The 15,728-nt window shown below is 63.3% G+C and carries 12 protein-coding genes; 6 read left to right on the top strand and 6 right to left on the bottom strand.

Features of this window, described 5'->3' with window-relative positions; genetic code table 11:
- Positions 1-58: 58 nt before the first annotated feature.
- Positions 59-1,054: an NAD-dependent epimerase/dehydratase family protein gene (locus tag KW821_RS01105; RefSeq protein ID WP_218289976.1), complete on the bottom strand. Its 996-nt coding sequence runs from the start codon at positions 1,052-1,054 to the stop codon at positions 59-61.
- Between the two features lie 288 nt (positions 1,055-1,342).
- Here KW821_RS01105 and tsaA point away from each other — a divergent pair, with 288 nt between their 5' ends.
- Positions 1,343-2,047: a tRNA (N6-threonylcarbamoyladenosine(37)-N6)-methyltransferase TrmO gene (gene tsaA / locus KW821_RS01100; protein WP_218289974.1), complete on the top strand. Its 705-nt coding sequence runs from the start codon at positions 1,343-1,345 to the stop codon at positions 2,045-2,047.
- 75 nt (positions 2,048-2,122) lie between these two features.
- Here the strand turns inward: tsaA and KW821_RS01095 are convergent, their stop codons facing one another.
- The 3 genes from KW821_RS01095 to KW821_RS01085 are packed head-to-tail and all read right to left on the bottom strand — an operon-like array spanning position 2,123 to position 5,306.
- Positions 2,123-3,244, bottom strand: coding sequence for a beta-ketoacyl-ACP synthase III (locus KW821_RS01095; protein WP_218289972.1), 1,122 nt, complete (start codon positions 3,242-3,244; stop codon positions 2,123-2,125).
- Positions 3,245-3,296: 52 nt separating this feature from the next.
- Complete coding sequence (locus tag KW821_RS01090) at positions 3,297-4,463, bottom strand: VWA domain-containing protein (protein WP_218289970.1); 1,167 nt, start codon at positions 4,461-4,463, stop codon at positions 3,297-3,299.
- Positions 4,464-5,306: a MoxR family ATPase gene (locus KW821_RS01085; protein WP_218289968.1), complete on the bottom strand. Its 843-nt coding sequence runs from the start codon at positions 5,304-5,306 to the stop codon at positions 4,464-4,466.
- Between the two features lie 163 nt (positions 5,307-5,469).
- On the opposite strand from KW821_RS01085, the gene cysK reads away from it, so the two are divergent.
- From cysK to KW821_RS01060, 5 genes are all read left to right on the top strand, one after another.
- The gene (cysK, locus tag KW821_RS01080; RefSeq protein WP_042653923.1) at positions 5,470-6,438 is read left to right on the top strand and encodes a cysteine synthase A; all 969 of its coding nucleotides are present in this window, start codon (positions 5,470-5,472) and stop codon (positions 6,436-6,438) included.
- Positions 6,439-6,879: 441 nt separating this feature from the next.
- A complete protein-coding gene (locus tag KW821_RS01075) occupies positions 6,880-7,137 on the top strand; it encodes an HPr family phosphocarrier protein (RefSeq protein ID WP_005303128.1) in 258 nt (85 codons plus the stop codon).
- Between the two features lie 44 nt (positions 7,138-7,181).
- Positions 7,182-8,909 carry a phosphoenolpyruvate-protein phosphotransferase PtsI gene (ptsI, locus tag KW821_RS01070; RefSeq protein ID WP_218289966.1) on the top strand — a complete coding sequence of 576 codons (1,728 nt, stop codon included), beginning with the start codon at positions 7,182-7,184 and terminating at the stop codon, positions 8,907-8,909.
- A gap of 42 nt (positions 8,910-8,951) precedes the next feature.
- Positions 8,952-9,461 carry a PTS glucose transporter subunit IIA gene (gene crr, locus KW821_RS01065; protein WP_005312365.1) on the top strand — a complete coding sequence of 170 codons (510 nt, stop codon included), beginning with the start codon at positions 8,952-8,954 and terminating at the stop codon, positions 9,459-9,461.
- A gap of 531 nt (positions 9,462-9,992) precedes the next feature.
- The gene (locus tag KW821_RS01060; protein WP_218289964.1) at positions 9,993-10,556 is read left to right on the top strand and encodes a cytochrome b; all 564 of its coding nucleotides are present in this window, start codon (positions 9,993-9,995) and stop codon (positions 10,554-10,556) included.
- A 70-nt stretch (positions 10,557-10,626) separates the two neighbouring features.
- On the opposite strand, the gene KW821_RS01055 is transcribed toward KW821_RS01060, so the two are convergent.
- Both KW821_RS01055 and KW821_RS01050 read right to left on the bottom strand, forming a co-directional pair.
- Positions 10,627-14,364 carry an AAA family ATPase gene (locus KW821_RS01055; protein WP_218289962.1) on the bottom strand — a complete coding sequence of 1,246 codons (3,738 nt, stop codon included), beginning with the start codon at positions 14,362-14,364 and terminating at the stop codon, positions 10,627-10,629.
- Positions 14,361-15,587 carry an exonuclease SbcCD subunit D C-terminal domain-containing protein gene (locus tag KW821_RS01050; RefSeq protein ID WP_218289960.1) on the bottom strand — a complete coding sequence of 409 codons (1,227 nt, stop codon included), beginning with the start codon at positions 15,585-15,587 and terminating at the stop codon, positions 14,361-14,363. The genes KW821_RS01055 and KW821_RS01050 overlap by 4 nt, the downstream gene beginning before the upstream one ends.
- Between the last annotated feature and the right edge of the window lie 141 nt (positions 15,588-15,728).

The raw sequence follows: 15,728 nt of genomic DNA, 5'->3' as shown, positions 1-15,728 counted from the left end.
GAGGGCGTCCCATGGGACGCCCTCTCTGCTTTTACCCTGCTGCCTGATGCTTACCGGTTCACACGACGCTCTGCGTCGAGAGCCGCCGCCGCAAGGCCCGCTCCTCCCCGGCACTGAGCCCGGTCTGCGCCTCATCGACGACCCCGGTCGCCAACCAGTCGGCGAGATCCGCCACCGTCTCCTCCAGCGGCCGGAAGTTGAGCCCCTGCACTATGGCGGCCTCGGCACTGATGCGGCCATAGCCGGCATATTCGGCCAGCTCGTTGGGCAATAGCGTGGGGTAGCTCTGCCAGGGCTCGATGCCGGCGTCCAGCAAGGCGGGCCAGGGCACCCACTCAAGCTGCAGCGGTTCGCGCGGGGCCAGCCGGGCGGCGAGGCGCGCCACCCAATCCGCCAGTTCAATGCCGGGTTTGAGCAGGTTGAAGCAGCCCCCCAGCTGCTGCTCGGCGGCCCGCAGCACGAATTCGGCGCAGTCCCGCACATCCAGATATTGCAGCCGATCCTGACCCGTGCCCGGCAATAGCCAGGGCCCTCCTCGCTGCACCCGCTTCACCCACCAGGCCAGGCGAGCCGTGGGATCCTGGGGGCCGCACAGCACGCCGGGGCGCAGGATGCAGAGCCGCTCCCCCCAGCGGGCGCGATATTCGGCCTCGCATAGCACCTTCAGCGGACCGTAGTCGGTGACTGACTCGTCGCTGGCCACCTCGTGCAGCGGTGCCGACTCATCCATCCCCTCCTGGGCGAAGTCGCGATAGACGCTGATGGTGGAGATGAAGATCAGCCGCTCGCAGCGCCCCAACAAGGTCCTGGACAGGCTGACCGCCTGCTCGGGTCGGTAGCAGCAGGTGTCGATGGCCAGATCCCAATGCAGCCCCTCCGCCTGCAGCGCACCAAGCTGCTGATCCCTGTCTCCCTGCAGCAGGGTCAGCTCGCGCCAGTCGGGATGCTGGCGATGGCCGCGATTGAACAGCGTCACCTCGTGGCCCCAATCCAGCGCCAGCGAGCTGAGATAGCGGCCCAGAAACCCGGTGCCGCCGATGATAAGCAGTTTCATCCATGTCCCCTTGTTCGGTACGAACTGACCCTCTCTGCGACAGCCCCTATTTCATACCGATATACCCCCTGTTCGGCACAAACCAGCCGTCTGCGCGACAGCCCGCATTTCATGCCGATATGCTTCCTGCCCCCACCCTACGCAAGTTGGCGCCGGGGCACAGCCCCCGGCGAGCTGGGATGGGAGCAAGATCACGGCGACAGGAGGGAAACCGGCATCGGGCGGCTATGCCTGCGTTTTCGGGCCGGCTGTGCTAAATTGCCGGGGTTTTTTAGCCGCGGATCCGCCATGAAGTTCGAAATCGACACCCTCGGGATCATCCACTCTCCCTACAAGGAGAAGTTCGCCATCCCCCGCCAGCCCGGTCTGGTCAAATCCGTCCGGGCCCGGCTCGAGCTGCTGCCCCCCTACGATCAGCCGGACGTGCTGCGCGGCATAGAGCAGTTCTCCCACCTCTGGCTCAGCTTCGTGTTTCACCAGACCATGGAGCAGGGTTGGCACCCGACGGTGCGCCCGCCACGACTGGGCGGCAACGAGCGGGTCGGGGTCTTTGCCACCCGCTCCACCTTCCGCCCCAATCCGCTCGGCCTGTCGGTGGTCGAGCTGCACGGCGTCGGCCGTGAGCGGGGCAAGCTGTGGCTGGAGCTGGGGGCGGTCGACTTGCTCGACGGCACCCCTGTGGTCGACATCAAGCCCTACATTCCCTATGCCGACAGCCTGCCGGATGCCCGTGGCGGCTTCGCCCCCGAGGCCCCGACCCCGCCGCTGGCGGTGAGCTTCGGCACCGAGGCGGAGCAGCAGCTCGCCCGACTTGCCTCCCGCCACCCCGAGCTGCGCCAGCTGGTGAGCGAGGTGCTGGCCCAGGATCCGCGCCCCGCCTACAAGAAAGGCAAGCCGGATGAGAAGCTGTACGGGGTCAGGCTGTTCGATCTCAACGTGCGTTTTCAGATCCAGGAGCCCCACTGCCTGGTGTCGGCCATAGATCCCGCCTGAGCGCCGCTGAGATCACACCCATAAAAAAACCACCCGCCCGGGTGGTTTTTGCATGTTACGCCTGTGCCTGCCAGATCAGAGGCGCTGCAGCAGCAGACTGCCGATGGAGTAGCCGGCGCCGAAGGAGCAGAGCACGCCACGGGCCCCGCTCGGCAAGTCCTGATTGAACAGGTGGAAGGCGATGATGGAGCCCGCCGAGCTGGTGTTGCCGTAGCTGTCCAGGATCACCGGCGCCTCCTGCTGGCTGGCGTCGTGGCCCAGCAGCTTGCGACCGATGAACTGGTTCATGGTGAGATTGGCCTGATGCAGCCAGAGCCGGCTCAAGGCATCCGCCCCCCAGCCCTGCTCGCCGAGCTGGCGCTCTATCTGCTCGCACACCAGCGGCAACACCTCCTTGAACACCTTGCGCCCCTGCTGGCGGAACAGCTTGTCATCGCCGTAGCGGGTACGCGGGCTAAACCGGTTGAGGAAGCCGAAGTTGTTGCGGATGTTGTTGGAATACTGGGTCGTCAGCTTGCTGGCCACCAGCTGCCAGGCCCCTGCCACCTTGCAATCCGCCTCCCGCTCCAGCAGCACGGCGGTGCAGGCGTCGCCGAAGATGAAGTGGCTGTCTCTGTCCCTGAAATTGAGGTGGCCCGAGCAGATCTCCGGGCTGACCACCAGCGCCAGTTTGGCGGTACCGGCCGCCAGCAGATCCGCCGCCGTCTTGATGCCGAAGGTGGCGGACGAGCAGGCCACGTTCATGTCAAAGGCCATTCCACCCGCCCCCAGGTAGTGCTGCAGCTCGATGGAGAGCGCCGGATAGGGGCGCGGCATGTTGGAGGCGGCGACGATCACCAGATCGATCTCGGCGGGCTCGCGGCCGGCGGCGATCAGCGCCTGCTCGGCGGCGGCCACCGCCATCTCCACCATGATGGAGGGCTTGTCATCCGGACGCTCTGCCATGAGCGGCTGCATGATGTCGGGATCCAGCACCCCCTCCTTGCTCACCAGGTAACGGCTCTTGATGCCGGAGGCCTTCTCGATGAATTCGCAGCTGGAGTGCTGCTTGGCCGCCAGCTGACCGGCATCGATGGCCGAGGCGTTCTCCTCGTTGTAGAGATCCACATACTGGTTGAAGGCGGCCACCAGCTCTTCGTTGCTGACGGCAAAGGGCGGGGTATAGAGGCCTGAGCCACTGATCACGATAGAAGTCATCTTTGCTCCTGGCCGGGTGCGATCCCGGCTTGTCTGTTTTGTAGGGTAAGAGTCATAGCTGATCGATCGCCGCGGCGAGACCGGCCAGGGTCAGCGGGTGCATGCGCCCGCCAATCAATTCATTCATCAACTTGATGGAAGGGTGCCAGAGCCACTCCCGCCTGGGAATGGGGTTGATCCATGCCAGCCTGGGATAGTGCTGCTGCAGGCGGGCGAGCCACACCTGGCCCGCCTCCTCGTTCCAGTACTCGACGCTGCCACCCGGCCAGCTGATCTCGTAGGGGCCCATCTTCGCATCCCCCACCAGGATCACCCTGTAGTCGCTGCCGTAAGTGCGCAGCAGGCGCAGGGTGTCGAATCGCTCCTCGGTCCGGCGATTGTTGTCTTGCCAGACGAAGTCGTAGAGGCAGTTGTGAAAATAGAAGAACTCCAGATGCTTGAACTCGTGGCGCAGGGCCGAGAACAGCCGCTGTACCTCGGCCACGTGGGCATCCATGGAGCCCCCGACATCGAAGAACACCAGCAACTTGATGCCATTGCGGCGCTCGGGCCTCAGCTTCACATCGAGCCAGCCCTGGCGGGCGGTGCTCTGGATGGTGTCATCGAGATCCAGCTCATCCGGGCTGCCCTTGCGCACCCAGCGCCTCAGCTTGCGCAGCGCCAGCTGGATGGCGCGCTGGCCCAGGGGGGAGTCATCGTCGCTGAAGTTGCGATAGTGGCGCGCCTCCCACACCTTGGCCGCCTTGCCCTGTCGCCCCTCTCCCCCCATGCTGACCCCTTCCGGGTGAAAGCCGCCGTGACCGAAGGGGCTGCTGCCCCCGGTCCCCACCCACTTGTTGCCGCCGGCGTGACGCTCTTTTTGCTCCGCCAGCCGCTGGTTGAGGGTCTCCAGCAGCTTGTCGAGCCCGCCGAGGGATTGCAACAGTGCCTTCTCTTCCGGACTCAGCAGCCGCTCGAACTCCTGGCGCAGCCACTCATCCGGCAGGGTCTCAGGCAACAGGGGGTTGGCCTGCAGGCCGTCGTAATACTCGGCGAAGGCGCGATCGAAGCGATCGAAGTGGGCCTCGTCCTTGACCAGCAGGCAGCGAGACAACAAGTAAAAGTCATCCATGTCGAGGCGGGCGAGCCGGGCCGCCAGGGCCTGGTGCAGATCCAGCAATTCGCGCAGCGAACAGGGCAGCTTGTGGCGCCGCAGATGGGTGAAAAAATCGATCAGCATTCAGCGACCGCGCCGCGCCAGGAAGGCCAGCTTCTCGAACAGGTGCAGATCCTGTTCGGTCTTGAGCAGGGCGCCATACAACGCAGGCACCAGCTTGCCCGGCTCGCGGGTGCGCATCGCCTCGGGGGAGATGCCGTCGGCCAGCAGCAGCCGGATCCAGTCCAGCAGCTCTGAGGTGGATGGCTTCTTGCGCAGCCCCTCCACCTCCCGCAGCTCGAAGAACAGCGCCATCGCCTCGTCCAGCAGCTCTTCTTTCAGTCCGGGATAGTGCAGCTGGACTATGGCCTGCATCTCGGCCTTGTCGGGGAAGCGGATGTAATGAAAGAAGCAGCGGCGCAGGAAGGCATCCGGCAGCTCTTTTTCGTTGTTGGAGGTGATGATGACCACGGGGCGCTGGCGAGCCTTGACCCGCTCGCCGGTCTCGTAGACGTCGAACTCCATCCGATCCAGCTCCAGCAGCAGATCGTTGGGAAACTCGATGTCGGCCTTGTCGATCTCGTCGATGAGCAGCACAGGCCGCTGATCGGCCGCGAACGCCTGCCACAGCTTGCCACGGCGAATGTAGTGGTTGATGTCCTCCACCCGCGGATCGCCGAGCTGTGAGTCCCGCAGCCGCGCCACCGCATCGTATTCATAGAGCCCCTGCTGGGCCTTGGTGGTGGACTTGATGTGCCAGGCGATGAGATCGGCGCCGAGCGATTCGGCAACCGCCTCGGCCAGCACCGTCTTGCCGGTGCCGGGTTCCCCCTTAATCAGCAGCGGTTTCTCCAGCAAGATGGCGGCATTGACTGCCATACTCAACGCCTCTGAGGCGAGGTAGCGATCGCTTCCTGCAAATCCCATAACGTCCATTCCTTTGGCGGCGGGAGACCCGAGCAAGGCCTAGGTAAGAAAGAATAAGTTCTATATGTTGTAATAACATATTGTTATAACGATTCGTCACTTCTCATTCAGAAACCACAGGGTAATCTTGTTTCATCGCCTTAACAAACACAGGGATAGCACCATGAGCAAAATTTTTGAGGACAACAGCCAGACCATAGGCAACACCCCACTGGTTCGTCTCAATCGTGTTACCAAGGGCCGCGTGCTGGCCAAGATCGAGAGCCGCAACCCCAGCTTCAGCGTCAAGTGTCGGATCGGCTCCAACCTCATCTGGGATGCCGAGAAACGCGGCGTGCTGACCAAGGGCAAGGAGATCATCGAGCCCACCAGCGGTAACACGGGCATTGCTCTGGCATTCGTGGCCGCGGCCCGTGGCTATCCCATCACCCTGACCATGCCGGCCACCATGAGCCTGGAGCGCCGCAAGCTGCTCAAGGCGCTGGGCGCCAACCTGGTGCTGACCGAAGGTCCGCTCGGCATGAAGGGCGCCATCGCCAAAGCCAACGAGATCCTCGAATCCGAGCCGGGCAAGTATGTGTTGCTGCAACAGTTCGAAAACCCCGCCAACCCCGAGATCCACGAGCTGACCACAGGCCCCGAGATCTGGGACGCCACCGACGGTGACGTCGATGTGTTCGTGGCCGGTGTCGGTACCGGTGGCACCATCACAGGCGTCTCCCGCTTCTTCAAGCAGACCAAAGGCAAGGCTATCATCTCGGTCGCGGTCGAACCCTCCGAGTCCCCCGTCATCAGTCAGAAGTTGGCCGGTGAAGAGATCAAGCCAGGTCCGCACAAGATCCAGGGCATAGGTGCCGGTTTCATACCGGGAAACCTGGATCTTAGCCTGCTGGACAGAGTCGAGCAGGTGAGCAGCGAGGAGTCCATCGAGATGGCTCGCCGCCTGATGGAAGAAGAAGGCATTCTGGCGGGGATCAGCTCGGGGGCCGCCGTGGTGGCCGCCGCCCGTCTGGCCGAGCTGCCGGAGTTCGAGGGCAAGACCATCGTAGTCGTGCTGCCAAGCGCCGCCGAGCGTTACCTCTCCAGCGCCCTGTTCGCCGGGGTATTCAGCGAGCAGGAATTGCAGCAGTAATTGATCGTCTTACATCAAAACAACGGCGCTCTTCGGAGCGCCGTTTTCTTTATGAGCTAAACTCAGTAGTCGACAGTGTCAGTCGGCCCCTTATTTTTTGGGGTAAAATAACAAATTTGGATGTGACAAAAAAAGCAGACATTCTGTGATAAATCTCATATCCTGTGCCGCGTCACGAGGTGTTTGCTGGTTAAGTATCACAAGGTAACAAAATGTTATTTTTCGTTATAAATTAATTTCAAGCCAGTCATGGCGCGGCTTGTAGCCCGATAACGAAAAGACTTGGTCAGGACGCCGAATACTGCACAGAAAATTGACCTGGATTAAACCATTGCGGGTCTGATTTCGTTACTTTACAACATATCCATACTGACACGGTGAGACAGGAGGCCTCATAAGCGTCCATCTCTCCACACAATATCAATAATATGGGGTGAAACCATGTACGAGAAGTCTGTTGTTATTACTGCTGAAAACGGCCTGCACACCCGTCCTGCAGCTCAGTTCGTGAAAGAAGCTAAAGAATTCCAAAGCGAGATCACTGTGGTCTCCGGTGGCAAATCCGCCAGCGCCAAGAGCCTGTTCAAGCTGCAGACCCTGGGCCTGACCAAAGGCACCAACGTGACCATCCAGGCCGATGGCCCGGACGCTCAGAAAGCCGTTGAGAAGCTGGTTGCCCTGATGGACGAGCTGGAGTAATCCAGCTTTATTCCTCCCCCACAGTCGTTTTAATAGGAAGGATTATGATATCTGGCATTCTTGCGTCCCCCGGTATCGCATTCGGTAAGGCGCTTCTTCTGAAAGAAGATGAAATCGTTATCAATCAGGGCAAGATCTCTGTTGACCAGATTGACGCCGAGATCAACCGCTTCCTCGAAGCCCGCACCCAGTCAGCCGCACAGCTGGAAGCCATCAAAGAGATGGCAGGTCGCACCTTCGGTGAGGAAAAAGAGGCCATCTTCGAAGGCCACATCATGCTGCTCGAAGATGAGGAGCTGGAAGGGGATATCAGATCCTTCATCAAAGACAACAAGGCTTCCGCCGACAAAGCCATCTATGAGGTGATCGAGCAGTATGCCAAGATGATGGCCGAGCTGGATGACCCCTATCTGCGTGAGCGCGCCACCGACTTCCGTGACATCGGAACCCGTCTGGTGAAGAACGTGCTGGGCATCGCCGTTGTCAACCTGAGCACCATCGACGAAGAGGTCATCCTGGTCGCCAAAGACCTGACTCCGTCTGAAACCGCTCAGATCAACCTGAAATACGTGCTGGGTTTTGTCACCGACATCGGTGGCCGTACCTCTCACACCTCCATCATGGCCCGCTCCCTGGAGCTGCCGGCCATCGTGGGCACCAACGACATCACCGCGCGCGTCAACAATGGCGAGATGCTGATACTGGATGGGATCAACAACCAGATCATCATCAACCCGACCGCCGAGCAGCTGGCTGAGGCCAAGAAATTCCAGGCCCAGTTCCAGGCCGAGAAAGACGAGCTGGCCAAGTTGAAAGATCTGCCCGCCATCACCCTCGATGGTCATCAGGTCGAAGTGTGCGCCAACATCGGTACCGTCAAGGATACCGAGGGTGCCATCCGTAATGGCGCCGAAGGCGTGGGTCTGTACCGTACCGAGTTCCTGTTCATGGACCGCGATGCGCTGCCGACCGAAGATGAGCAGTTCAAGGCCTACAAAGAAGTGGCAGCGGCCATGCCGGATCAGCCGATCATCGTCCGCACCATGGACATCGGCGGCGACAAAGAACTGCCTTACATGAATTTCCCGAAAGAGATGAACCCCTTCCTGGGCTGGCGTGCCGTGCGCATTTTCTTCGATCGCGAAGACATCATGCACGCCCAACTGAAGGCCATTCTGCGTGCCTCTGCCTTTGGCAAACTGCGCATCATGTTCCCGATGATCATCTCCGTCGAAGAGTTCCGCAGCCTCAAGGCGACCGTGGAGCAGCTGAAGGCTGAACTGCGTGCCGACGGCAAAGCCTTTGATGAATCCATCGAAGTGGGTATCATGATCGAGACACCGGCTGCTGCCGTGATGGCTCATCATCTGGCCAAGGAAGTGGATTTCTTCAGTATCGGTACCAACGACCTGACCCAGTACACCCTGGCCGTCGATCGTGGTAACGAGATGATTTCCGCCATGTACAACCCGCTGTCACCCTCCGTCCTGACCCTGATCAAGATGGTAATCGACGCTTCCCATGACAATGGCAAGTGGACCGGTATGTGCGGTGAACTGGCTGGTGACGAACGCGCCACCCTGCTGCTGCTGGGTATGGGTCTGGATGAGTTCTCCATGAGCGCCATCTCTGTACCACGTATCAAGAAGCTTATCCGTAACACCAACTTCGAAGATGTGAAGGCAATGGCAGACCAGGCTCTGAGCTATGCGACCGCCGCCGAAATCGAAGCCTGTGTAGATAACTTTATTAAGCAGAAGGCAGTCTGCTAAGATCGGCTGCAAACAGCGACAATCATCTCTAGGAGCTTTACTATGGGTCTGTTTGATAAACTGAAGAAACTGGTTTCCGATGACAGCTCTGACACCGGCGGCATCGAAATCTTTGCCCCCCTGTCAGGGGAAATCGTACCGATCGAAGACGTGCCTGACGTTGTCTTCGCCGAGAAGATCGTCGGTGACGGCATCGCCATCAAGCCGGCTGGCAACAAGATGGTTGCGCCGTGTGACGGCACCATCGGCAAGATCTTCGAGACCAACCACGCGTTCTCTCTGGAATCCGACTCTGGTATCGAGCTGTTCGTTCACTTCGGTATCGACACCGTCGAGCTGAAAGGCGAAGGCTTCACCCGTATCGCTCAGGAAGGTCAGAAGGTCAAGCGCGGTGATACCATCATCGAGTTCGATCTGGCTATTCTGGAAGCGAAAGCCAAGTCTACCCTGACGCCTGTGGTCATCTCCAACATGGATGAGATCAAAGAGCTGATCAAGATGACTGGCGCCGTGACCGTGGGCGAGACTCCGGTGATCCGCATCAAGAAATAATGCGCCGCTGGCCTGTGCCAGCTGCCGCAACGAAAAACCGAAGCCCTGGGCTTCGGTTTTTTTATGGGCCAGGATCCGTTGACGACGGCCCCCCTCGCCCATCGCCAACCGGCCGCCCAGCGCCTCGGTCCGATACCGAGTCACAACCCTAACCTGCCTCCAATCCCTGATCCACACCACGCGGAGTCACGGGGCTGCCCGTCACGAGGGCCAATGATCCAGCGGCATGGCCCCCGGCATCGGCTGAGTCATATAATCCGAGCAGAACCAGCCCATCACCCGTTTCTCATCGGCACGGCCATAACAGGCAGGGTGGCCGCCGTATCGCCCGCGCCTGAAGCTGCCTGTCGGCCACCGCTTGGGAGCTGGGGTAAAATGTCAGAAAGTTATCGAGATCAAGGTTTTGGCAAGCAAGCCTTGTAACATGGAGACGATCAAGACCGGGTCCGGGCACAGGAAGCGAGCCCAAAGAGACAGAGACAGAGGCAGAACCAGAGCGGATGCAACGGGCACCCCGAGCAGGAGATAAGCATGTTGAAGAATACGGAACAACGTTATGGCAGCCTGAGCATCGGGCTGCACTGGCTGACCCTGCTGTTGATGATCGCCGTCTACAGCCTGATGGAGTTCAGGGACATCTTCCCCAAGGGCTCCGCCGGCCGCGATGCGATGAAGGAGTGGCACTTCATGCTGGGTCTGCTGATCCTGGCACTGGTGGTGGTGCGCCTGCTGGTGCGTTTCAGCAGCCCGTCACCGCGCATCAAGCCCGCACCCTCTCCCCTGATGCTCAGGCTGGCCCACCTCGCCCATCTGGCGCTGTACGGCTTTCTGCTGCTCACCCCGCTGCTGGGCTGGCTGCTGCTGAGCGCAGGGGGCAAGCCTATCCCCTTCTTCGGAGCCGAGTTGCCCGCCCTGATGGCGCCGGATGATGGCCTGAAGGGGACCATCAAGGAGCTGCACGAGACGCTGGCCAACATCGGCTATGCCCTGATCGCCCTGCACGCCCTGCACGCCCTGCACGCCGCCGCGGCCCTCTATCACCACCATGTGCTCAAGGACAACACCCTGACCAATATGCTGCCCGAGAAGAGATAGCCCCCAGGACCGGGCACACCAACAAACAGACCCCTATCATGGGGCCTGTTTATTGGTCGATGCATCGTCCTCAGGGCAAGACCACCCGGCTCTCGCCGCCACCGAGGGCCTCGACCCTTATTTGCACACCGATGCGTTCCACCAGGGTCTGGACGTGGGAGATGACCCCGATCTGGCGGCCCGCCGCCTGCAAGGAGTCGAGGCTGGAGAGCGCGAGATCCAGGCTGTCCGGATCCAGGGTGCCGAATCCCTCGTCGATGAACAGCGACTCGACCTGGGTCTGGCGGGAGGAGAGGCTGGAGAGCGCCAGCGCCAGCGCCAGCGACACCAGGAAGCTCTCACCGCCGGAGAGGGAGTCCACCGAACGCACCTCGTCCCCCATGTCGAGATCCACCACCTGCAGCGCCAGATCGGTGCCGGGCACCCGCTCCAGCCGGTAGCGCGGCGACAGCTCGGCGAGCTGGGCATTGGCCTCCAGCAGCAGGCGCTCCAGGGTGAGGCTCTGGGCGAAGGTGCGGAATTTGGCACCGCTGGCCGACCCTATCAGCTCGGACAGCTGTTGCCAGTGATCCACCACCCCCTGCTGGCGGGCCAACTCTGCCTGCAGGCTCCCCGCCTTGAGCGCCGCCGTCTCGGCCTGGGCCAGGGTGCTCTTGCACTGGAACAGCTGCTCCTCCAGCTCGCGGCACAGCGCCGTGCTGGTGGTGAGGCGCTGGCTCAGCTCCTCGGTGGAGAGCGCGGTCAGCTCCCCATGATGCTCGCGGTAACGCTCCAGCTTGGCCTCCTCTTGCGCCTGCGCCCGCTGGCGCTCCCCAAGCCGGGTTCTGGCCTCGGCCAGGGCATCTTCCAGCCGCTGCAAGGCGGCGCGCCGCACCTTGAGCTCATCCGGGCTGATAGCCAGCAGCCGGCGCAGATCATATTCGGCGATGCCGAGCGCACTGGCCTGCGCCGCCCAGCGCCCCTGCACCTCGCGCCGCCGCCGGCTGCTCAGCTGCCTGTCCTGCTCGAGGTGAGTGAGCCGGGTCCTGAGCTCGGTCTGTCGCTCCCTGGCGGCCCGCAGGGCGGTCACCGCCTCCTCAAGCCGGCTGGTCGCCTGCTGCAAGCGCTGCTGCCATTCGTGCTCGACCTGGGCGATGGCGCGGCCATCGAGACAGGCCTCGCGGCTGGCCAGCAGCCCCTGGCGCTGCTGTTCGCCCTCCTTGTAGTCGCGCTCCAGCTTGTGCAGCAGCGCGTTCTGGCCCTGCACCCGCACCTCCTGGGCGCTCAGGATCGGAGTCAGGCTGGCGAGCTCGTTGCCGAGTTGCTCCCACTCCTCCTGCCCCTGCAGATAGGCCTCGCAGCTCTGCTGCCACTCCTGCCAGCGCTCACCCTCAATCCACTGGCGCCAGGGCTCTGCCCCCATCTGCTGATCGAGCCTGGCCTCCCCCTGTGCCAGACGCTGGCGCAGGGTGATCTCCTGCTCGGCCAGCGCCTTCAGCTCGGCCTCCCAGGCTACCTTCTGGCGCTCGTCTTCGTGCCACTGCAGCTCACACTGCTGATACCGGACGTTGAGTTGGGCCAGTTGCTCCCGCAGCCTCGCCAGCTGCTGCTGCCCCTGCTGGGCCTGCTGCAACTGCTGTTGACCGGCCACCAGTTCGTGCTCCAGGGCCTCCCCCTGGGCCAGTAGCTCGGCCTGCAGCTCGACCCACTCCGCCGGGCTCTGGCGCGGTGGCAGGCCACGCCCTCCCAGCAGTGACCAACGCTGGCTCAGCTGTTCGGATCTCGCCGCCAGCTCGGGCTGATGCTGCTGGCGGGCGGCTAGCTGGCGAGCCAGTTCGAGCCCTTCGCTCTCCTCCTGGATGTGCTGATGATGGAGTCGCTCCCAGTCGAGATCCAGCTGACGGACGCGCTCGGCCAACTGCGCCAGTATGCCAGCCACCTGGGGCTGGCTCTGACGGTAGGGGTGCTCCTCGGCGCCGCAGAGCGGGCAGGGATCCCCCTCCTGGAGCACGTGACGATGCTGCTCGAAACTGGCCACGGCGCGGGCCTGCTCCAGGGCATGGCGCGCCTCCTCCCGCTGGGTGCCGAGCCGCGCCAAGGCGGGCTCCAGCTCATCGCGCTGGGCGGCGAGCCGGGCCAGCTGCTGCTCGAGCATGCCGATCTCTTGCCACAATCGCTGCTGCTGTTCGCTGTGATTGCGACCCGCCTGTGCCAGCTCCAGCAGCTGCCGCACCCGCGCCAGCTGCTCGGTCCGGGACTGACGCTGCTCCTGCGCCCTGGCAACCTGGGCGTCCCACTCTTGCGCCTGCGCCTGATCGTGTTGCTGCTGCAGACGCGCATGCTCCTGCTGCCAATGGTCGCGCTCCTGTTGCCCCTGCTCGAGGCGAGCCTGCAGATCGCGCAGGGCATGACCCTTGTGTTCATGGCTCTGCAGCAAGCGCTGCAGCAGCGCCTTGTTCTCGGCCCAGTCCTGCATGGCCGCCAACAGGGGTTGCCACTGGCGCGCCAGCGGGGCCAGCGTCTTGCGCTCCTCGAGCCAGCTCGCCCACTGCCGGCGGCGATCCTCGAGCGCCTGCGCCCGCTCGCGCTGCTGCTGCCACTCCTGTTGCAGCTGGAGTTGCAGGGTTCGCGCCTGCGCGCCCTGCTGCTGGATCTCCTGCAACTGGCCGGCCTTCTCCCGGATGCGGGTATCGAGATCCTGTGCCCGCTTGAGCTCGGGTTGCAGGGCCCCCCACTCCCGCTCGGCGCTCAGCTTGCCCGCCAGCAACTGTTGCTCACGCAGGGCGGCCTGTTGCTGCGCCTGCGAGGACAGCTCAAGCTCGGGTCCCAACTGGCCGATCAGCTGCTCCTGCTGCTGCACCTCCTGGTCGAGGCGGGCCAGCTCGTCGTGATCCGCGCGGGCCACCTGGGCCTGCTCGGCGCGGCCAAACTCCTCCCGCTCCGGGGCCGCCTGGGCATGGGCCGCCTCGGCGTCAGCCAGCGCGGCCTGTCCCTCTTGGCAGGCGAGGCGCAGGGCGGTGATACGATCGTTGAGGTCGCGCAAGTCCTGCAACAGCTGACGCTGCTGCTGCTCGTGCTTGAGACTGGTGGAGAGGCGCTGCTGCTCGGCGACCCAGTGCTCGCGGGTCGCCTCGTCCATCAGCGCCACGTCGCCGAGCCGTTGGCCTATGGTCGCGAGCGTCTGCTGCTCGGCCCGGGCCCGCTCATGGGTCTGTACCGAGATGGCGGAGTAGAGCTCGGTGCCCGTCATCCGCTCCAGCAGCGCCGAGCGCTCGTCGGCGCCCGACTTGAGGAAGGCGGCGAACTCCCCCTGGGGCAGGATCACCGCGCGGCGGAACTGCTCCCAGGAGAGGCCCACCAGCTCGTCGATGCGCTCCTGCAACTCCCGCTTGCTGCCGGAGAAAATCTGGCCGGTAACGACGTCGGTCAGGCTGCGCTCCTGGGCCTGAAAACGCCCCTCCGAGCGGTTGCGGGCCCGGCGCACCGCCCAGCGTGCCAGCCAGATGCGACCGTCACAGCCGAGAAACTGCACCTCGGCAGCGCCGCTGGCATGGCCACGGCTGAGGATGCCGCGCACGTCGTTGGCCTTGAGCTTCTCCTCGTCATCCGCCCGCCCCACCTCGGCCACGTGCTTGCGATTGGCGATGAAGCGCGGCATCTCGTCATAGAGTGCGAGGCAGATGGCGTCGAGCAGGGTGCTCTTGCCCGCGCCGGTATTGCCCGTGATGGCAAAGAGCCCAGCGGCCCCCAGGGCGCCACGGGTGAAGTCGATGGCGAAGGCTCCGGTCAGGCTGGCCAGGTTCTCACCGCTGAGAGACAAGATTTTCATGCTTCGGACTCCTTGACCTGCGCCAGGATCTCTTCAAACGAGGCCACCAGTTCGGCCTCTGGTTCACCGTCAAACTGGCGCTGATAGCAGAGCCTGAACACCTCGGTCGGCGAGAGTTCATCCAGCCTGCGCCGGCTGGCACCATCGGCCAGCCCCTGACCCGAGCCCTGATAGCGGGTGCTGATGCGGGCCAGCCGCACCGGCTTGCCCGCCATCGCCGCCAGGATCCGCTCGCGGATGCGAGCCTCGGGCTTGGGCAGCAGCAGGCGTACCTCGAGGAAGGGTTGCGCCTCCTGGGGGCACTCGGGCAGGGAGAGCGCCTCTATGGCTTTGAGCGCCGCGTCGAGTTCACTCTCCGGTAGCCGGATCATCTCGACGCTGCGGGGCACGGGGAGTCGCTCCAGCCCCGCCAGTTTGCCATCTTCGAGCGTCACCTCCAGCACCTGATGGTTGTAGTTCGCCTCTGCCAGCGACAGCGGCAGCGGCGAGCCGCTGTAGTGCACCGCCGTGGCCGGGCTCTGGGCCAGATGCAGGTGACCGAGCGCCGTGTAGTCGGCACCTGCGAAGATGTCGGCGGGCAGGGCGTGCTGATTACCGCCGAGCACCCGCCGCTCGGACAGCTCGGAGAGCTGGCCCGCCGCCAGATAGGCATGGCCCATGGCGATCAGCGCCTGGCCGGGCTCGCAGCGTGCGCGCCCCGCGCCCAGCACCTCGGCATAGACCTGGCGCACCCCCTCGATCAGCCGATCCTGCCCCTCTTCCAACTGCTCGACCCGCAGATCGCTGCTGCGCAGGAAGGGCACGGCGGCGCACCAGGCCGCAATCTTGCCCTCCTGGTCTTGCAGCGGCACCAGCAGGCGCTCGGTCTCGAGCCGCCCCTCCCCATCCCGGCTGATGCTGCCCACCAGGTGCAGATCGAAGGCCCGCAGCAGCTCGTGGGGGGCATCCAGCTTGGAGGGGGAATCGTGGTTGCCGCCGATCAGCACCATGTTGAGCCTGGGCATCTCGGCCCGCAGCCGGGCCAGGAAGCGGTAGAGCTGTTGCCAGGCGCTGGCGGGGGGATTGGCGGTATCGAACAGATCCCCTGCCACCAGCAGGGCATCGATCTGCCGGCTCTTGATGGTGTCGGCCAGCCAGTCGAGGAAGGCGTCGTGTTCGAAGCGGCGCTCGTGGCCATGGAGTTGATGACCCAGATGCCAGTCGGCGGTGTGCAGGATTTTCATGAGAAGGCGGCTCGGATTGTCGAATCGATCTGTCGAATCAATCTGTAGAATCAATAGGGGAGCGGTGCCGGCGGCACCCGATGCAGACAAGATGCGGATCTGCCATCACTTTTTCAAGCAAAACAGGCCGCCGGCGTCAGA

The sequence above is a fragment of the Aeromonas sp. sif2416 genome, from assembly GCF_019218665.1.
In the GTDB taxonomy this organism is placed as follows: domain Bacteria; phylum Pseudomonadota; class Gammaproteobacteria; order Enterobacterales; family Aeromonadaceae; genus Aeromonas; species Aeromonas encheleia.
The sequence above is the reverse complement of the archived record's forward strand: the minus strand, read 5'-3'. Positions and strand labels throughout refer to the sequence as shown.